Origin of the sequence: Cytobacillus kochii (genome assembly GCF_020171845.1) — a bacterium.
In the GTDB taxonomy this organism is placed as follows: domain Bacteria; phylum Bacillota; class Bacilli; order Bacillales; family Cytobacillaceae; genus Cytobacillus; species Cytobacillus kochii.
Genome location: NZ_JAIVAM010000004.1, coordinates 414,077 through 434,087 on the forward strand (window position 1 = coordinate 414,077; position 20,011 = coordinate 434,087).

A 20,011-nucleotide genomic window follows, 5' to 3' on the forward strand; every position below is an offset into this window, starting at 1 on the left:
TTTACCTCTTATAGTAACGTCTTCTTCTACTCGGTTGATTCTTATGGCAATCATCGCAAATGTTAAAGGCATGATCCCAAGCTAAAGATTTCCCACAACGCTTACATGTTTTTTTCATATTTGCAATATCATCATCTAATCGTTCAAACACATGATTAGATATATCGTCCCTCACTCTTTCCCAATAGATGGCTTCAGTATGTTGACCTAATTTATAGAGAAATAGTAAATGAAGACCTATTGCTTTATATGAATACTCAAGGTCTTCAAGATTACGGTTTCTTAACCTTGGTTCAGGCAACTCTTCATGATCAATGATACTGTACATCGTCTGCTCCCATTGCCGAATCAGGTCCGCTTCTTTTTTTGAAAAAGGTAGATGTAAGAAGCTGTACAAATCTTTTAAAGGCATTCTCGCTTCAATCTCTGTCCCTCTAACCAGTTCATAAAGCTCCCTTTCTTCACTTAATGTTGCTTTCTTAGTTCCCTTTGGACTTTCAAACAAATCCCAGAGTTCAAAAAACTTCCCTAAATCACGATAATACAAAAGAAAGCGATCAAAAATGGCTGAAGTAGGGGCAATAGCAAAACTTTCAATCGGAGCATCTACTTGTGATAATAAACCGCTCATTAACTTAATCCGGTCAAAAAAGGCCACTCTACCTACAGGGTAAATACCTTTTCTCCCCGCTCTCCCAGCAATCTGTTTCACTTCTTGAGAAGTCAGTGTGCGACGTTTCGTACCATCAAATTTCTCCGTTTCCAAAAAAACAATCCGTCGTATCGGTAAATTTAATCCCATTCCGATTGCGTCTGTTGAGACAATGACATCAGATTGACCAGCTGTAAAGCGATTAACCTGTTTCTTCCTCGTTTCAGGTGGCATACTGCCATATATCATACTCACTTGATGACCTTTTCTCTGTAACATAGACGCTGTTTCGAGTACCCTTTTACGTGAGAAACAAATCAGCGCGTCACCCTCTTTTACGTTTTTTAGGGTGAACTCTTCACTGTCTACTTCCAAAGGGGCTTCTCGTTTATATCTATGTATTTCAACATTGCTATCTCCAATTAACTGCAACAGCATAGCTTCGGCATTTTTACTCGCAATAATATGCACTTCTCCCGCATTTGCCTTTGTGATTGCCTTAAACCAAGCATAGCCACGGTCCTTATCACTAATCATTTGTGATTCATCTATAACAATGACATCATAATCATCTTTCTCATAAAACATTTCAACAGTACAAGCTAAATGTGTCGCACCTGAGGTTTCTCGTTCTTCTTCTCCAGTTTTTAAAGAACAAGGTGTTCCTTCATTGTTTAGCTTTTCATAGACTTCAAGTGCCAACAAACGTAATGGGGCTAAATATAACCCGGATGGGGCTGCTTTCATTTTCTCTAGCGCTTGGAACGTTTTCCCTGTATTTGTTTCACCAATATGAAGAACAAATTTCTGATAAATATTCTTTCGGCTCTCATAAGCAGAGGCAAAAATATCATTCAACATTCTTTGTTGTTGTTCTTCTTTTTGTCTCCGTTCCCGTTCTTCTTGTTTGCGCTTCATTTTTCTTTCTTTTATTTGTATTTCATATAAGCTTCGCTGCTCTTCTAAATCAAAATCCTCATTTGCTATCGTCAATAAATCGTTCACATAATCTTCCATGATTCGGCCTAGTGCATTTGGAATTAAATCCTCCCAATCGATTAAATCCAACAACTTCTCTCCAGTCAAACTATGATGGAACAAAGATTGATACTTATCGATATGATCTTGACCAAGTTGTAATAGAAGCGCTTGTTGTATAAGCGTATGTAAAGTTTCTCCTACCATTTGTTCATATTCAAAATAGTATGTTTCATACTCAAAATACCATTTATTTTTTATCATTACTTTGTGGAGATTACCTGTAAACTCCTCAAAGAAATCTTCTACACGGGGGTAATCATCAACGACAAAAGGGCCCACTTCCACTAAAGGCTCTTCTAAGTAACGTGATTCCGTCTCATGATACTTCACTCTATTTGTTAAATCCGTTTTAAGCTTTAGAGCCAATTTATGTCTTAAAGTTAAAAAGAGATTTTCACTGTTTTTTGACAACCATTGTTCTGCTTCTTCACATAGAAATTCTTGATAGGCGTACCTTTCTTGTTTGATCTGGCGTTCTTTTTCTTCTTGAAGATATCTTTCTCTTGCATAAGCATAACGCTTCGCCCACTTTTCAGGTTGATCTTCAAAAATCGAATGCAGCAAACTATTTACATTTAATGGACGAAACTCAATGACTTCTTTCCTAAATGCTTGATTTAACGTTTTCTTATTCATATCTTCAATAACATAGTTTTTTTTCTTTAAATATTCCTTCTTATGAAAACGAGAGAGTTTGTTTGTCGCTTTATTACTCCACACATTTTGCCAAACTTGTGCTAAAAACGGGGCTCGATCCTTTATATATTGTGAAAAACTTAACATTTGTTCATTTGCACCTAAATAATAATCTATATCTTCATAAATTTTCATTTTTGTATATTCAATCGCTTGACGATGGATATCCTCTAATTGCTTCATTCCTTTAACTCCTCTAACAAATACATATTATTCCTATTGTATACGAACTCTTGTCACTTCACTACCATAACATATCGCACTTCTACGAAAAAATAATTAGAAAATTTAAAAATAAATTGACAAACACGGATGACGAGATTATAATTATTTCGAAATCAATTATTTTTAATTTGAGATTTATTAATCAAAGATATATAGGAGGAAAATAAAATGGCTAAAACAAAGTGGACGTTAGACCCAGCTCATAGTAGTGTTGATTTTTCTGTTAAACATATGATGATTGCTAATGTAAAGGGATCATTTACAGCGTTTGATGCTGTTATTGAAGCTGATCCTAAAGATTTAACAACAGCGGATATTTCATTAACAATCGACTCAGCTAGTATTGATACCAAAAACGAAGATCGTGATAATCATTTAAAATCACAAGATTTCTTCGATGTTGAAACCTATCCAAAAATTAATTTTAAAGCAACGAATATTGTGAAAAATGGGGAAGATGAATATAGCGTGACAGGCGATCTGACGATTAAAGATACAACAAAACAAGAAACGCTTACAGTCGAATTTGAAGGAACGGGAATTGATCCATGGGGAAATACAAAAGCTGGATTTAACGTAACTGGTTCAATCAGCAGAAATGATTATGGCTTAACATGGAACTCTACATTAGAAACGGGTGGCGTTCTTGTCGGAGACAAAATCAAAATTAGTTTAGATGTTCAAGCTAGCAAGGGTGAGTAATTTTTATCCGAATCTTATTTAAAATAAAGACGATTACAAAACGCTTGGTGTCCAGCACCCAAGCGTTTTTGTAATGATAGAGCGTAGTTTATTGTTCAGCTAAAATGGTAGCAATTTTATCTTCAATGATTTTCCCTTTTGATCCATCTACCATATTATTCAATATAATAGAAAATACATATCTTTCTCCTGACTTGTTATCCACATAGCCTGAAAGCGAGCTAACAGTTGAAATCGATCCTGTTTTTGCATAAACATGACCCTCAGCTGGAGAGTTTTTCAGTCGATTTCTTAATGTTCCCCCTACCATTCTGTCCGCATGACCAGCTACTGGTAATGAATGAAAATACACATCAAACCAAGATTCCTTCTGTACTTCGTATAAGAGTTTGGAAAGCTCGTTAGCTGGTAATAAAGTGACATGAGAGATGCCTGATCCGTCTCTTAAAAGCATGGTATCTTGATTGATTCCCCAAGCCTTCAATTCATCTGTTAAAACTTTTAATCCCGCATCCCAACTGCCTTCATTTTTAATCACTTTTCCCATTTCTTTGATTAAGATTTCGGCATGTGTATTATTACTTAACTTCATAAAGGGAATGAGCAATTCCTTTAACGGCATGGATTGTTGTTCATACAACACTTCTGTTTGATTAGGTGCGACTCCTACCCTAACGCCACCATGTATTTTAATACCTTCATCTGCTAAAGAATCCTTTAATAACTCTAAAGCATACTGTGTTGGCTCCCATACGGCAATCCACTCTCTACTAGATGTAGCTTCTATAGGAATCGTCCCAGTGATGGTTATCTCATTTGTACCATGTTCTCTTACAATATCAATTTCTTTTTTATCTGATGTACCAACGGTTTTAGCGTTATTGTTGATTTTGACATATTTATTGTTCGGCTGCAGAGTTATTTCTGGCTTTTTCCCCTCTTGTTTACCTGGTTTTACCTCGACAATCACACTTCCAGCATCATAATCTTCATTCGGACTTACAGTCAATGCTGATATTTGCGCACCATAATAATAACTCTCATCTTTCCAGATGATATCTTCTGACAAACGTTCATCATCATACCAACTATCATCTGCAATAAGTTGACCCTTAATCATTTTAATACCTTGTTTTTTTAATGCTTTAGCCATGTTAGTAAAATCTTCTTTCAATAAAGTAGGGTCGCCATACCCCTTTAAATAAATATCCCCATGGTGGACAGAGCCCCGTTGCTGGCCCTTCGATAATAATTCTGTTTTAAAACGATAATCTTCACCTAATACTGACAGTGCTGCTGCTGCTGTTAATAGTTTCATATTAGAAGCTGGTCGTAATCTAGTATCAGCTATATGTTCATAAACAATCTCCCCTTCTTCTGCGCTCCTCACGCTTACACCAGCAAGAGCTCCCGCTAACAGTGGATCATTGTTAATAAGTTGATTAAGCTTCTGAACTAACTCATCTCCTTCTTCATTAGCCGAAACTTTAGGTTCCACTTCTGATTGAAACGGTGTATAGGCAATTGAAAATAATAGTACAACCGTCAACAAACTCACTAAAGCTTTTTTCATTTTTCCTCATCCCCTCCTATTTTCTTCCTGTCTACATTTCTCCTACATAGATTGACAAAAAACTACATCTATATGTATTGAACTTCGCTTTTTCTTCATTTTTCTCCTGTAAGTGAATGGATGTGTTTTTCCTTCTGTCCTAAATAGGTAGCAATAACTAGTCAATCATTTCTTTCAGCAAAACTAGGCATACTTAGGGGGAAAAAAAGAGGAAAGTTAGAGAACAAACCTTGACTGTGTGTGAATGCTTCACTTGGCGCGGTCATACTGTGAGCGACTCATATCCACTTGATGAGCCTGTATAAAGAAAACACCTTCTTGTTCAAGTAACTCTTTTTGCATATCGGCTTGGTGGCTATCATTTAGTCTAATTTCACCTACTTTATTGACCACTCTATGCCAGGGCAAACCATATTTATGACTCATTGAATGGAGAATGCGAACAACTTGCCTTGCACCACGGGGGCTACCAGCATATGTTGCGATTTGTCCGTAGCTCATGACTCTGCCTTTAGGGATTTCTTTAATTATTTTAATCACTGTTGCTGTAAATGGTTGCATATCCTTTCCTCCAAACGGGTCGTTTTGTTTTGTTACTAGTATAATAAACTAAAGGATCATAACATAGTCTCAATTCATTCATCATAAAATACATGTAATCAATAAAATAAAAAAACCATGCCTAGAGAAACTTATTAGACAAAAAATAACAAGAACAAATTCAATGAAACAGAATTTGTTCTTGTTTTTAATCCAATCAATATATTAACTTCTTACTAATCTATTTTTTACTACTTCAGTTAATACACGGTTTAAATGTTCTGGTACAGTTAAATAAAGGAGACCGTTACCTTCTAATTTTGGCGAATAGCCCAGCGGAACAGTTCTTCTAATCAGTTGCGCATATGACTCAGGCTCTGAGAAATCTCTTTCAAATGTAACTTGAGATAAATCTTTTATTAACGCCAAAGCCCCTGCGACGTGTGGTGCGGCCATTGATGTACCGCTTAGTTTTGCATATTTACCATTTAAAAAAGTAGATAATATTTCTTCACCAGGAGCGACCAAATCAATTTCGGTATGAGAATTGCTGAAAGGAGATGATTCGCGGTTTAAATTAACGGCTCCAACACTAATGACTTCATTATATGAACCTGGATAAGCAAGCTCATCGGTATTATCATCCCCGTCACCTTCATTCCCAGCTGCACAAACAACAAGAATATTTTCTCCGACGGCTTTTTGTATCGCTTCATGTAGTTCTGGAACATCTTCAGGGCCACCTAGTGACATCGATATAATATCTACTTTCTGTTCAACCGCATACAATATTCCATTTATAATCCAATCATATTGACCAGATCCATCTTTGTTCAATACTTTTACAATTAACAAATCTGCTTCCGGGGCTACACCAATTACTCCTGATTCATTAGCAGTAGCAGCAATTGTACCAGCAACATGTGTGCCGTGACCATTATGGTCATCTAAGATATCTGGTGAACTCCCATCATCGTCTGTAAAGTTTCTACCACCTATAATTCTCGCTTTTAAATCGGGGTGGTCCATGTCACAACCTGTATCTAATATTGCCACCTTCATGCCTTTTCCTTTCGTCTCTTTCCAAATCTCAGGTGCCTGAATCAATTGTATTCCTTGCGGTGTTTCATTGACATCTGTCACTTGATCATTGACTGTGTAAGGCATTACTCTAACTAATTGCTTCATCCTTTATCCCTCCCTAACATAATCGTGAAAACCATTTGGTCCCTTCAACGCATAGACAAGAGAATTTTGAAGCGATACAAGTTGTATCATTATTATAACAAAAGATTAAATATTCTGAAAGAAATTAGACCTTTTTTTCTCTCGGTCTTTTTTCCTGTTTTTTACTTCCGTAACATTTCCCTCAATTGTTTATAGATATCTACAATTTCATCTATTTTCATTCTTACAAGCCCGCTTGACGAAGGTGCAACAAAATCAATTACACCAGGTACAACCGATTCGCTCTGAAACCCCCAAGATACCTTCTTTTTCTTACTAAATTCTTGATATACACCTTTCCCTACATAACAGGCCACTTCAGGTTGATATGTTTCTAGTTTTTCTAATAGTTCTAATCTACCTGCTTGATATTCTTCCTTCGTAATATCGCTGGCCGCTTTAGTTGGTCTTGAGACGATATTTGTTAAACCATATCCTAATTGAAGTAATTGATGATTTTCTTCTGGTAAGTAAATCCGCTCAGTCAGTCCAGATTGATAGAGGATTTTCCAAAACCGATTATGACGATTGGCATAATGATATCCAGTTTCTGCAGACTTTACGCTCGGGTTAAACCCAATAAATATGACTTTTAAATCCTTTTTAAGATGATCATCTATCGGTTTCATTTATCTTTACTCCTTTATTTTTTCATACAATAACCATAGCATGTAAATGATTATTTTTGCATTGATACAATCTACAATTTATTTATAGTAGAAGGAAAAAATGATCAATTGCTTGTATGAATGTTCTAGAAAAAAAGACGTTTACAATCTTAAAAATGGACAGTGATTATCCCGACAATCATTTTCATCATTTTAAGTGCTGTTTAGACGATTCCTAATTTTTATGATGTTGCACTATGCATGCAGAAGACAAAAAAACCTCTCTAAAAATGAGAGGTTTTTATGCATGATATGCTCTCAAGCCATTCTCCAGTAACTCAATAGCTAAGCTTGCTTCTTTTTCTTTGATGATGAGGGGTGGATGCCATGTGATGCAATTGCCAGCTGCTACTTTAAACGATAGTCCATGTTGTAAACAATAGTAGAGAAGAAACTCGGTCAACTGCTCATCTTTTTCTTTTGTGACTCGGCTTTTAACAAGCTCGATCGTTATTAACAATCCACAGATTCGCAAATCCCCAATGCAAGTATACTGCTCCGCTAGCTTCTTTAACTTAGCCGCCATGAATTGAGATTGGCTCAAACTATTTTCTTTTAACCTGTAATCGTCAATATAGTTAAGCATGGCAACGATAGCCGCACTGCCTATTGCTGGCTTTTCATGTGTATAATGACCGAGTGAAACATCTGCGGCCGTATCAAGCACTTTTTTCACTAAAACGGCAGCTTGTGGCACGATGCCTCCGCCTAATCCTTTTCCCAATACAAGGATATCTGGCTCGATATCATATAATTGATGCACATAACATTCACCGCTTCGGTAAAAGGCGGTTGGAATCTCATCAAAAATGAGTAGAATTCCATGTTCGTCACATATTTTTCTTAACCTTTTAAAATAAGATCGTGGAGGAATATGCGTGTCTGTTGCTCTAATTGGCTCTAGTAAGATGCAACTAATATTCCCTTCATTTATAATCACATACTCCAGATAATTTAACGACTTTTCAGCGATATCTTCTGGTGAGCTTGCACCAAAGACATTCCGGTAGGACTGGTAGGGCATTACTTTAATCATCCCAGGCAACATCGGACCAATACCGTTTTTAAATACAGACTCTCCTCCCGCAGAGATTGCATCTAAGCCTGCCCCATGAAATGACTCCCACATGGAAATCACTTTATGATTGCCAGTCACTTTTCTAGCAATTTTCATAGCAAGCCCTACTGCTGCACTGCCTGAGGGAACGAATAATACTTTGAAATCTTTTGAGATCGTCTTCTCTATTAACCTTTCTCCTGCCTCCATCGCAATGTCAGCAGTAAATCTCCGCGGAATAAAAGGCAAAGTATTCATTTGTTTCATGATAGCTTCAATCACGTACGGATTTTTATAGCCGACTTGATGCAAGCTATTGCCATGGAAGTCTAAATAACGTTTTCCCTCTCGATCGATTAAGTAGCAACCGTCTGAGTCAACAACGGTTTGTAGACAAGGAGTCGACATCGATTGCCTTATAAAGACCGCTTCGTCGCGACAAAGTGTTTCTCGACTTATCTGATCAAGTGAATGATTCCATCTCAGCCGTGAAGGGCTATTATTCACGTCTCCTTCACGGTGAAGTGCTTCTTTATTTTTCAATCGCTTCCCTTTCCTTCCCGGATACTTGAAGATTAATTGTTTCTATCAGTGAAGGTAATTCTGTCATTGTCTCAATTGTAAAATCAGCCCCTGCGCTTATAAAGGCTTCTTTTGTTCGTGCCATTTCTTTCCGTTGTTCCTCTTCAGATAATTTGTTAAACTCATTGGCTGATAAGCCCATTTCAGAACTACCAACTATCACCCCAACCGTCCATACGCCGGCTTGTGCACCTTCTTTCATATCTGAAATCGTGTCTCCAACCTTCACGACGTTTTTGACACTTGATACTTTTAATGCCTGCAAGTTTTTAAAGATCATAAACGGATACGGTCGACCGTACGAATCGGTATCATCAGCTGTAAAGTAACAATCAGGTGTATAGCCTTTTTCCTTTGCTAAGGGTACAACAATATCCATCATTGTGCTCGTATATCCTGTCGTTGACCCTATTTTCAAACCATATGCTCTTAGCTCTTTAACCGTTTCGACCACACCAGCTATCGGATCAGTAAAATGAGCTAATGACTGCAATAAAGCCGGTTCGAATTTGCTATACAAACTTTCTACATCTGTTTCAGTGAATGGCTTGCCATTTTGTTCTTCCCAAAGACATGCAATCCGGGGCATCGACAGCATGGCGCGAATATGATCGATCTTTAGCATGCCCATTGGTTCTCTCGCCTCTGCCATCGTCACCTCAATACCCGCATCTTTAAAAATATCAATAAAGACATTTACAGGTGCAAAACAACCAAAATCTACTGTCGTACCCGCCCAATCAAATATCACTGCTTCTATTTTCTTCATTATGCTTTCACTCCCAAATAGTTTTCGATAATATCACATAAACGGTTAATATCTTCTTCGTAAATTTCGCCAATATTGCCCATTCTAAAAGTATCTTCATCAGTTAGTTTTCCTGGATAAATAACAAACCCATGTTCTTTCATATAATTATAGAAAGCTTGAAAACTAAATTGATCGTTCGGATAAATAAAGGAAGTAATAATTGGTGATTGTTTGTCCTCACTAATATATGTATCAAATCCAATGGCTTTCATTCTCTTCCTTAATAACTGATTATTATTTCGGTATCGTTGTTCACGAGCAGGAATCCCTCCTTCTGTGTCCAGTTCATCCAAGCTCTTCCCGAAAGCAGCAACGACATGAGTTGGTGAAGTATAGCGCCATTTACCATCTTTGTCCATCACTACCCATTGATCATATAAATCGAGTGAAAGGCTTCGTGCATTACCTTTACAAGAGGTGATTTTCTCTCTTTTAGCAATCACAAATCCAAACCCTGGCACTCCTTGTATACATTTGTTCGCACTGCTTATTAAGAAGTCAATTCCAAGTGCAGGTATATCAATTTCCATTCCGCCAAAGCTTGACATTGCATCAATAATTAATGTTTTATTTGTTTCTTTAGCAACGTTGGCGATCATCTCAAGTGGATTAAGAATACCTGTCGTTGTTTCACAATGGACCATGACGATATGTGTAATTTCGTTATCTAAAGATAATAAATTTCTAATCTCTGCTTCTTTCGGATATTCATTATAGGCTACAGCGTAATGCGTATGCTTGATACCAATATAGTTGGCGATTTTGACAATCCTCTCACCATAGGCACCGTTCGTAATAATCAATGCTTTATCTTCTTTACTAAAAGCAGAAGTCATAACTGATTCCACTGTAAAAGTGCCGCTTCCTTGCATCAAGACAACGGTATAGTCATCATTTTCTGCATGAGCAAGTTTTAATAAATCTGTGCGAATTTTTTGCGTAATTTGCTTATAATCATCATCCCAAGTACAACGATCAAACAACATTTCTCTTTTAACCGCCTCTGTCGTTGTTAATGGACCTGGTGTTAATAATTTATATTGTTTCATTCGTAAACTCTCCTTTATTTAGCTGAATTAAAGAATGCTTGATGTTTCTCTAATAACTCTACTGTCATTGGTTCTGGGAATATTTTTTGATTGCTAGCAATATTTTCATCTGCAACCGTCTCGCCATCGTATAAAGCAACTGGATAATAGTCGATTAAACCTTCTCTCGCTTCTTTTACCAGAACTTCAGCCATTTCTTCCGCTAATTCTTTTTGCCCTTCACCTTTATCAATGACGGCAATCGATTCTGTAGTTGAGAAGTTCCCTTCTGTTGGATCGATAAAATCAATGGGTGCGCCTTCCGTTTTTGCAGCAACCGCTTGATGACGCAAACCAAATCCAACCGCCACTTCCCCTGCTTGCACCTTTTTAATAGAACCAGAACCTGAACTTTCTATATGGGGCCCTGCATTTTTTATAATACCAGCCATTACATTCTTACCAGTTTCTTCTCCATATTCACTAATTATTGCCTGAATAAGCATCCATCCTGTGGAAGAATCCATAATATTAGGGATTGACACTAAGCCTTCGTATTGCGGTTCTGCCAACTCTTTTATTGAGGTCGGTACTTCTAGCCCTTTTTGCTCTAAAAGAGAAGTGTTATAAAATAATGAACCAGTATTAGCTAATAAAGGAGTATAAAAGTCAGGATATTCTTCTAAACTACTTGTATCAAAACTTAAATCCTTAAACATGTCATGTTGCTTTTCAGCACTTTCTAAAAAGTAAGAGCTCATTGTGACGATATCTGCTTCGATACTTTTCCCTTCTGCTAATAATTTTCCTCCTAATTCTGATGTTCCTAATGATTGAATTAAATAGTCTCCTTCAAAGCCAGCATCGTTTAATGTTTCTTCCATCACGTTTACAGCTTCTTCATCACCATTTGATAAAATCACGACTTGATTACTGTCACCACTTGCTGCCTCCCCTCCACATCCAGCTAGAATCATGACGATAGCAACTGACAAGAGTGTGAACCATTTTTTATTTTTTCTCATGTTACATCCCTCACTTTTATATGTTTTTTAATGATCTTCTTTTTTGTAAATAATCACAGAGTAGTTTGATAATGAGATTAGTGAAGAAGATCAGTAAAGATAGTACAAAAATGTCATTAAATTTAGCAAAGTGCTGTAGTTCTTTGATCTTACTTGAAACAAGCGATGTTTGAGCAGATACGAGAAAAATAATGCCGCTAATCGTGACCATCGCATTGATAAAATAATAACTAAACATTTCTATCACTGTGCCCCAAGAGTTTGGCAGAATCACTCTGTAAATCGTTTTAAACCAACTATCTCCGAGTAATCCTCCCGTTGTCTCCCATGTCGGGTTCATCTTAGATAGAGAATTTTTCGCCATTAAGTAAGGCGTTGTGTAGTAGTGGACAATATTGCATACAATAATAATAATAAATGTGCCTTTTAGACTACTATTATTAAAAAGTAATAGATACGATAGACCAAGTACCATACCAGGCAAGGTATTTGTAATCATTGAAACAATATCAAACGCGCCTTTTCCTTTTATCTTTGTTCTCGCATTAATAATCGCTGAACTGTAGGCTATCAATATCCCAAAGAATGTCGTAAAAAGAGCAACGATTAAAGAATTCTTATAAACGCCAATGAGGTCATTTGATTGAAATACATTGATGAGATGATTCCATGTAAAAGTTGAATCGTAGGGAAAACTTGTTAAAAACGGTGCAATGAACATCACCAGAAAGACAGATAACATACCAATGATGACAATGGAAGATAATAACGCAAAACTAATATCTCTTCCTTTATTTTCAACCATTTCAATCTCAGTGAATTTGTCATAATGGAAATTGAATCGTTCTAAATATTGCAGTAAAAACACACCGAATAAGGCTGGTAGGAGCATTAATATAGCGATGACTGCCCCATGGCTGAAATTCGGGATTGAACCAAGCATAACCTGATAAAGCTGAGTAGAAACAACCGAGTAGGTTCCGCCAATCGAAGCTGGTATCCCATAATCAGTAAAACTTAGAATAAATGAGAGTACAAAGGCTCCACCTATGGCTCCAGTTAATGGACGTAAGATCGTATGAAAAAAACTTCTCCAAGTACCGTCTAACATCAACTTTGAAACAACCATGAATCTCTTATCTATATACATAAATGAGTTATTGATAATAAGAAAGGCTGCCGGTAAAGTGTAAATTGTATAACCTAACAACAAGCCATTAAATCCATAGATATTAAATAAAGGTTCTCCCATGAGCTGCGTGATTAATCCTTGATTACCAAAAGAATACATAATTGCAAAACCGTATGTAATCGTAGGTAATAACATAGGAATAAGTATCCCGACTTTAATGATACTTTTATAACGATGTTCAATATTCGTACAATGTAATGCGTAAGCAATCATAAACGCTAACACAGTTGAAATGACAGCTGTTAATCCTGAAACTTTTATACTGTTCATGAACGCTGTTAGTAATTCGCCATTCGCTAGTACATTTATATAATTAGTTAATTCAAGGCCATTGGTTGTTTGGAAGGAGCGGTAGAACAATGCCAGCATTGGCAAGACTAGAAATACCGAGAATAGTAGGATGATAGCCATATAGATGACCTTCATTTCCAACTTGATATTAGGCATATTGCTCACCAAACAAATGAAAAATATTTTGCCTTTTAATGTGGAGTTGTTTAAGAATAAAATCTTTCACAAATTCATTATTCGGTTCATGAATAATTTCATGTGGGGTGCCGAATTGTGACACATGACCTTGATTAATAATTAAAATCTTATCTGACAAAGTTAACGCCTCTTCCGGATCATGCGTAACAATAATGGTTGTCAATTGAAATTGCTTAGCAATCGACTTGATTCTTTCTTTAATTGACTCTTTTATCACCCCATCTAATGCACTTAACGGTTCATCTAATAGAAGAATTCTTGGTTTCATCACTAACGTTCTCGCAAGCGCGACTCTTTGTTTTTGCCCGCCAGATAGTTGACTGATTTTCTTGTCCAAATGTGGACTGAGCTCAAGGAAATCAATATATTCGTGTAATTCATTCTTTGAGTCCATAGATTTCTTATTCTTCAAGCCATAAACAATATTTTCATAGGCGTTTAGATGGGGAAATAATGCATAATCTTGAAAAACAATGTTAAAGCCCCTATCCTTCATCTTTACATTCGTTAAATCTTCATTCTCATAATAAATTTTACCACTATCCATTTTTGTCAATCCTAAAATGATGTTTAATAACGTTGTTTTCCCACTTCCACTTTGACCAAGAAGTGACACGATTTCTCCTGGTCGTATTTCTAAATCAATATTTTCTAATACTGATTTGTTATGATATTTTTTAGATACATTCTCAAGTTTGAGCATATTTAAATCCTCCTATAGTTAGAAAATTCAGTATTTTAAACTGAGCATTTTCCTCTTTCAGCTACCAAGACGAATGATAAAAAGTGTCACAATGATAAAAAATTAACCATGTTATAGACCCTTTTACCGCCTACAAAAAATATTATCGCTGCTGATGTAAGTCCCTTTACTTTGACGCCCATTTTTATCATTAAATCAGCATCTAGAAATCCTAACCGATACAATAGTGCGGCAACTGGCATCGGAGCGATCATTGTTCCATTCTCCTCTGAACTAAGGAGGGCTGCAATCAGCTAACTAAAGTGCATCCCTCTCCTTTTAGCTCTGTATCCATTGTTCTTTAGTAAGGGCAACTGTGTGCGAATAGTCGATATTCGTAATAAAGTAATTCACTTCTTCTAATGATGCGATTTTATAATTGGCTACCTTATCCACCTTAGAATCATCACTTAGAACATAAGATTTTTTTGATTGCGAGACAAAAACTTGTGATAGAAGACATTTATCTAAGTCATAACTTGTAAATCCAGCTTGATTAGCCACACCGTCGATGGCAATAAATGCTTTATCGACATAAAATTCTTTTGCCATTTTTTCTGCCAGAGATCCGGTTGTGCGGAAGTGGTCATTACGAACATGTCCACCTAAGAAGATAAGTTCACCTGTGAAACTTCTTAACTCCTCTCTTTCCATTAATTTAATCGCGATGGGAAAGGAATTCGTTATCACTGTAATGCCTTCTTTCATTAATAAACCATCAGCCATCTGCATCGTTGTACTTCCTTCATCAATGAAAAGTACATCACCATCTTCAACAAGAGCAGCTGCTTTCTTACCAATCAATTTCTTTTCTTCGATATGAAGAATTTCTCTTTCAAACATCGACAATTCATTATTTACAGGCTCAACTTTGACTGCGCCACCATGAACTTTTTTTATTTTATATTCATTTGATAATTCTTCTAAGTATCTACGAATGGTTTCCGTTGATACATGAAATTCCTTCGCCAATTGATTAACCTTCACTTGCCCAAACTCTTGGATTAAACTCATAATCTTTTTCTTTCTTTCTTCGGCTAGTAGAGACATCCATGTTTGCTCCCTTAATCAAAATTCTTTTATTGTTTTACTTTGTTTTATTTTGTTTTATGTTGTTTTTTATTATATAAGCAAGAATATCACATGTATATCATCCTGTCAGAGAATCTCACAAACATTTACAAAACCTTAAATATCATTTACAACCGCTTAAAGGATTTTACATATTTCTTATATTAGTTTGCTTATAACAACACAAAAAGACCGCCAAAGCCATTGCTTTGGACGGCTCTATTACTCAATGATTTACTCTGCAAACAACAGAGAGATTTCAGGAAATATGATTACAAGAATAAGTGCAGCCACCATAAGCAAATAAAAGGGAACCACACCTCTAATCACTTCACCAATTTTTTCTTTTGTAATTCCACTAACTACGAACAGATTTAGCCCTACCGGAGGAGTAATCATCGCTAACTCCATATTAATCGTCATAATAATGGCAAAATGTATGATATTGATATCGAACAATACTAATACAGGTAGTAAGATTGGCAAAGTGATTAAAATAATCGCTGTTGCCTCTAGAAACATCCCCAATAAGAAAAACATCAAATTGACACCAATTATAAATATCCACTTATTGGCTGCACTAGCTTCAATCCATTGAGCAAAAATCTGCGGTACTTGTTCCGTCGTTAAGAACATCCCAAAAACCATGGCTGAAGCAATCACTAAGAAAATCATCGAAGTTATATTAATAGACTCTTTTAATACTTCTCGAAATTTATTAAAAGTCATCTCTTTGTAAATAAATATCGACACAATTAAACCGTATAAGCAAGAAACAAAAGCCGCTTCAGTTGGCGTGACAGCCCCACTATAAATGCCACCTAAAATAAAAACGGGTAGTAAAAAGCCCCAGATTGCCTTATATGTCTTCTTCCATCTTAATTGAAAGGGAACTTTTTCTAATCTACCATAATTATGTCTCCTTGCATGAAATATAGCTGAACACAAAAGTAAACTTGTTAGTAGCAAACCAGGGATTATTCCTGCAGCAAATAATTTACCTACTGAGGCTTCTGCAACAGTTGCATAAATAATTAACGGAATGGACGGCGGGATTAATATACCTAGCGTACCAGCAGCTGCCACTAAACCCATCGAATATCTTTTACTGTAACCTGCCTTTACCATCGCAGGAATCATAATCCCACCAATTGCTGCAGCTGTGGCCGGGCTTGAACCTGAGATGGCAGCAAAAATCATGCAGGCAAGGATAGTGACAACAGCTAACCCACCGCGAAAATGACCGACCCATGATTTTAGTGCTTCAATTAAGTGAAAGGATATGCCACCTTTGGACATAATCACCCCTGCAAAAACAAATCCGGGAATAGCCATTAAAGTTGCTGAGTTTAAAGCATTAAACATCTTCAAACCAACCGTATAAAGCGTAAAATCTACCATAAATAAAGCAACGATGCTAGACAGGCCAAGGCTGACTGCGATTGGAACTCTTAATAAACAAAGAATCGTAAATACAACAAAGAGGACAATAATCGCACTCATAAACTAACCCCCTTGTTATGATTTTCTCTATTTTGTTGTTCAATTTCTTCATATAATTCTTCTACTTCACCTGTTAACTCTTTCTTATCTCCTTTAGCAGATCTATAAGCTTTTCTAATGAAGTAAAGCCCTAGTAGCCCCATACTGATAGGTAATACAAGTAAGGTAATCCAAATCGGAATACCTACATCAACAGTTTCAGTACCTTGCACTCTTGTAAGCGTTACCAATTTAATGCTTGTAAACATTAAAAAAAAGGCAAAACCCGCACCGATACAATTGCTAATACAGTTAATAATCATTTTTGCTTTGTAAGATAAACGATCAAATAGGATTTCTACACTGATATGACGATTTTCCTTTAAAGCGATACCAAAACCCAAAAAGATGGACCAAACAATCAAAAATTCAAAAATCTCTGTCACCCAAGCTTGCGGCATATTGAGGATATACCGTGTAAATACCCCATACAGACTTACAAACACACCAGCAATAAATAACAAACCAGCTATTCCCTCTTCTAAGTTTGATAGTTTCTTAAGCATGACGATTATCAACTCCCCTTTTGTAGATTGTATCCAATATTTATACTTTACTATAAAACAAATGAATAATAAACAGAATATTTATTTATTTTTATTTATTCACAATTTTCATTTATTTTGTTATAATTTTAGATATTGTATCCAATCTACTATTTTGTAAGCGATTTCTTTTGTAACTAAGGGGGGTTTTTCCATGTTAAGAGTAAAATCGATTTTTGTCCTTTGCCTTTTGATTATCGTTGGAACACTTCTGTCTGGTTGTCAAAGTCACCCTACACATGCAGATGTTACCCAAGTAAACGGCGTTCAAGCAATGACTATTAAGATATCCCACGTAGTTGCTGAAAATACCCCCAAGCATAAAGGGGCATTAAAAATGAAAGAAGTGATTGAAGAACAATCAAATGGGAAGATCCAAGTTGAAATTTTTCCTAATAGCTCCTTGTTCGGTGATAAAGATGAATATCAAAACCTAATTGCCAATAATGTTCAATTCATCATGCCAGAAATGACCAAATTAGTTGGTTCAGAAGTCGGTTTTAATATTCCAGGTATGCCTTTTCTATTTGAAAATGATGAAGCTGCTGAAAATTTTTGGGATGGTCCAAAGGGGAAAGAAGTATTAGCGCGTTTACAGAAAGATAAAGTATTAGGGTTAACCATGTGGCCAAACGGAGCCAAGCATGTGACAAATAATAACCGTACTATATCCTCTCCAAGTGATTTTGCTGGATTGAAAGTGCGGACAACTGGAGGGCAACTATTAGAAGAACTATATAAGTCATTAGGTGCCGGCTCAAGTTCGATCCCTTTCGGAGAGCTATATACTGCCTTACAACAAGGAACGGTCGATGGTCAAGATAACCCGTATAGCAACATCGAATCGAAAAAGTTTGCTGAAGTACAAGAGTACTTAACCATTATCGGTATGAACCGTGTTGACTATGCATTACTAACAAACACAACTTTTTGGGATGGATTAAATGATGAGAGCAAGCGTATTGTGCAAGCCGGGATCGACGCAGGTACAGAGATTGCTAGAGATTCTGCTGAAAAGCTCAATGATGAAGCTTATGTAAAAATACAAAATGAGAGCGATATAGAAATAAATGAACTGACTGATGAAGAAATAGAAGCTTTTAAAGAGCATTTACAGCCAGTGTATGATAAATGGAAGGAAATTATTGGCGAAGATATTATTGAGGATGCTGAAAAACAGTAAAACGGCATCCTAATATTTCTATATCATGTATACTAAGGTAAAACCGTCTCAAATGAGGTGATATAAGAAATGACTGGGGATATGGTGTTTCAAATTATTATGTTCCTCTTCCTTTTAGCCGTCTTATTAATAATTGCTACCGCTGTAAAAAGCTTGTTAAAAAAGAGGGTTGTTAAAACAAATCTTGATGTAGAACAAAAATTAGATCGTATTATCGAATTATTGGAAAGAGAAACAAATAGTAAATAATTAAAGGCGTTTTCATATAAAGCGCCTTTCTACTTTCTCACATTTAATGTAGATTTGGACGATTCTAAATGCCACTCAAAAATTTCGATAGACAATTATCGGTTAGCAGATGCCCACACATCGCCTTTACTACCCCTATTTTTATCAATTTTCACCACGTTTATATGTTTTTAACCAATATTGTAATGATTTGAGGGTTATGTCTCTTTTTTTGGAAGATAACTTTTACGTCAAAATACGAGGGTTTTCTTATTCTTTATGCAAAGATTATGAGTGAGTGATGTATTTTTGATCTAGCTATTCATACGTAATGGGTTTGTGAAAAAACGACTTTTGCTAGTCTTTATGAGCGGTTTCCCTTTTGATGGAAGTGAAATACTTTTACGAAGCATCCTTTCGATTTTTCCTTGTGAGTGATTGGCTATCCATTTTGCGAAGCATTCATTTCTTCTATTCTTTCTGAGTGACTTGCTAAGCCACTTTGCGAAGCGCTCTTTTCTTCTTTTCCTCCTGAGTGACTTGCTAAGCCACTTTGCAAAGCGCTCTTTTCTATTTTCCCTCCTGAGTGACTTGCTAATCCACTTTGCGAAGCGCTCTTTTCTTCTTTTTCTCCTGAGTGACTTGCTAAGCCACTTTGCGAAGCGCTCTTTTCTATTTTTCCTCCTGAGTGACTTGCTAAGCCACTTTGCGAAGCGCTCTTTTCTATTTTTCCTCCTGAGTGACTTGCTAATCCACTTTGCGAAGCGCTCTTTTCTATTTTTCCTCCTGAGTCACTTGCTAAGCCACTTTGCGAAGCGCTCTTTTCTATTTTTCCTCCTGAGTGACTTGCTAATCCACTTTGCGAAGCGCTCTTTTCTATTTTTCCTCCTGAGTGACTTGCTAATCCGTTTTGCGAAGCGCTCATTTATATTTTTCCTCCTGAGTGACTTGCTAAGCCGTTTCGCGAAGCGCTCATTTCTATTTTTCCTCCTGAGTGACTTGCTAATCCACTTTGCGAAGCGCTCTTTTCTTCTTTTCCTCCTGAGTGACTTGCTAAGCCACTTTGCGAAGCGCTCTTTTCTATTTTCCTTCCTGAGTGACTTGCTAATCCATTTTGCGAAGCAATTATTCCATTTCCTTCAACTCAAAAACCTTACCAATCCACAACATTCTGTAATCTCACTCATATCGT

Annotated in this window: 19 protein-coding genes; 3 read left to right on the forward strand and 16 right to left on the reverse strand. The window is 36.4% G+C overall.

What is annotated here, in order from left to right:
• Position 1: 1 nt before the first annotated feature.
• Positions 2 to 2,572, reverse strand: a complete 2,571-nt coding sequence (locus LCM23_RS08520; protein WP_224936554.1) for a DEAD/DEAH box helicase — start codon at positions 2,570 to 2,572, stop codon at positions 2 to 4.
• Between the two features lie 210 nt (positions 2,573 to 2,782).
• On the opposite strand from LCM23_RS08520, the gene LCM23_RS08525 reads away from it, so the two are divergent.
• Positions 2,783 to 3,316, forward strand: coding sequence for a YceI family protein (locus LCM23_RS08525; RefSeq protein WP_224936555.1), 534 nt, complete (start codon positions 2,783 to 2,785; stop codon positions 3,314 to 3,316).
• Positions 3,317 to 3,404: 88 nt separating this feature from the next.
• Here the strand turns inward: LCM23_RS08525 and dacB are convergent, their stop codons facing one another.
• The 14 genes from dacB to LCM23_RS08595 form a co-directional block, all read right to left on the reverse strand.
• On the reverse strand, positions 3,405 to 4,889 hold the full coding sequence (gene dacB / locus LCM23_RS08530) for a D-alanyl-D-alanine carboxypeptidase/D-alanyl-D-alanine endopeptidase (protein WP_224936556.1): 1,485 nt from the start codon (positions 4,887 to 4,889) through the stop codon (positions 3,405 to 3,407).
• A gap of 249 nt (positions 4,890 to 5,138) precedes the next feature.
• Complete coding sequence (locus LCM23_RS08535; protein ID WP_095373183.1) at positions 5,139 to 5,450, reverse strand: MGMT family protein; 312 nt, start codon at positions 5,448 to 5,450, stop codon at positions 5,139 to 5,141.
• A gap of 204 nt (positions 5,451 to 5,654) precedes the next feature.
• On the reverse strand, positions 5,655 to 6,617 hold the full coding sequence (locus tag LCM23_RS08540) for a S8 family peptidase (protein WP_224936557.1): 963 nt from the start codon (positions 6,615 to 6,617) through the stop codon (positions 5,655 to 5,657).
• Positions 6,618 to 6,778: 161 nt separating this feature from the next.
• Positions 6,779 to 7,285, reverse strand: a complete 507-nt coding sequence (gene mug / locus LCM23_RS08545; protein WP_224936558.1) for a G/U mismatch-specific DNA glycosylase — start codon at positions 7,283 to 7,285, stop codon at positions 6,779 to 6,781.
• A gap of 280 nt (positions 7,286 to 7,565) precedes the next feature.
• Positions 7,566 to 8,924: a (R)-1-hydroxy-2-aminoethylphosphonate ammonia-lyase gene (pbfA, locus tag LCM23_RS08550; RefSeq protein ID WP_224936559.1), complete on the reverse strand. Its 1,359-nt coding sequence runs from the start codon at positions 8,922 to 8,924 to the stop codon at positions 7,566 to 7,568.
• Positions 8,914 to 9,732, reverse strand: a complete 819-nt coding sequence (phnX, locus tag LCM23_RS08555) for a phosphonoacetaldehyde hydrolase (RefSeq protein ID WP_224936560.1) — start codon at positions 9,730 to 9,732, stop codon at positions 8,914 to 8,916. The genes pbfA and phnX overlap by 11 nt, the downstream gene beginning before the upstream one ends.
• Complete coding sequence (gene phnW, locus LCM23_RS08560) at positions 9,732 to 10,823, reverse strand: 2-aminoethylphosphonate--pyruvate transaminase (RefSeq protein WP_224936561.1); 1,092 nt, start codon at positions 10,821 to 10,823, stop codon at positions 9,732 to 9,734. The genes phnX and phnW overlap by 1 nt, the downstream gene beginning before the upstream one ends.
• Before the next feature lie 14 nt (positions 10,824 to 10,837).
• Positions 10,838 to 11,827, reverse strand: a complete 990-nt coding sequence (locus LCM23_RS08565; RefSeq protein ID WP_224936562.1) for an extracellular solute-binding protein — start codon at positions 11,825 to 11,827, stop codon at positions 10,838 to 10,840.
• A 16-nt stretch (positions 11,828 to 11,843) separates the two neighbouring features.
• Complete coding sequence (locus LCM23_RS08570) at positions 11,844 to 13,466, reverse strand: ABC transporter permease subunit (RefSeq protein ID WP_224936563.1); 1,623 nt, start codon at positions 13,464 to 13,466, stop codon at positions 11,844 to 11,846.
• Complete coding sequence (locus LCM23_RS08575) at positions 13,459 to 14,211, reverse strand: ABC transporter ATP-binding protein (RefSeq protein ID WP_224936564.1); 753 nt, start codon at positions 14,209 to 14,211, stop codon at positions 13,459 to 13,461. The genes LCM23_RS08570 and LCM23_RS08575 overlap by 8 nt, the downstream gene beginning before the upstream one ends.
• Before the next feature lie 86 nt (positions 14,212 to 14,297).
• A complete protein-coding gene (locus LCM23_RS08580; RefSeq protein WP_224936565.1) occupies positions 14,298 to 14,465 on the reverse strand; it encodes a hypothetical protein in 168 nt (55 codons plus the stop codon).
• 64 nt (positions 14,466 to 14,529) lie between these two features.
• Complete coding sequence (locus LCM23_RS08585) at positions 14,530 to 15,300, reverse strand: DeoR/GlpR family DNA-binding transcription regulator (RefSeq protein ID WP_224936566.1); 771 nt, start codon at positions 15,298 to 15,300, stop codon at positions 14,530 to 14,532.
• A 255-nt stretch (positions 15,301 to 15,555) separates the two neighbouring features.
• A complete protein-coding gene (locus LCM23_RS08590; RefSeq protein ID WP_224936567.1) occupies positions 15,556 to 16,824 on the reverse strand; it encodes a TRAP transporter large permease in 1,269 nt (422 codons plus the stop codon).
• Complete coding sequence (locus tag LCM23_RS08595; protein WP_224936568.1) at positions 16,821 to 17,369, reverse strand: TRAP transporter small permease; 549 nt, start codon at positions 17,367 to 17,369, stop codon at positions 16,821 to 16,823. The genes LCM23_RS08590 and LCM23_RS08595 overlap by 4 nt, the downstream gene beginning before the upstream one ends.
• A 193-nt stretch (positions 17,370 to 17,562) precedes the next feature.
• On the opposite strand from LCM23_RS08595, the gene LCM23_RS08600 reads away from it, so the two are divergent.
• Together LCM23_RS08600 and LCM23_RS08605 are read left to right on the forward strand one after the other, a co-directional pair.
• The gene (locus LCM23_RS08600) at positions 17,563 to 18,591 is read left to right on the forward strand and encodes a DctP family TRAP transporter solute-binding subunit (protein WP_224936569.1); all 1,029 of its coding nucleotides are present in this window, start codon (positions 17,563 to 17,565) and stop codon (positions 18,589 to 18,591) included.
• Positions 18,592 to 18,660: 69 nt separating this feature from the next.
• The gene (locus LCM23_RS08605) at positions 18,661 to 18,840 is read left to right on the forward strand and encodes a DUF4083 family protein (protein ID WP_224936570.1); all 180 of its coding nucleotides are present in this window, start codon (positions 18,661 to 18,663) and stop codon (positions 18,838 to 18,840) included.
• 421 nt (positions 18,841 to 19,261) lie between these two features.
• Here LCM23_RS08605 and LCM23_RS08610 read toward each other — a convergent pair whose 3' ends face one another.
• On the reverse strand, positions 19,262 to 19,744 hold the full coding sequence (locus LCM23_RS08610) for a hypothetical protein (RefSeq protein ID WP_224936571.1): 483 nt from the start codon (positions 19,742 to 19,744) through the stop codon (positions 19,262 to 19,264).
• Between the last annotated feature and the right edge of the window lie 267 nt (positions 19,745 to 20,011).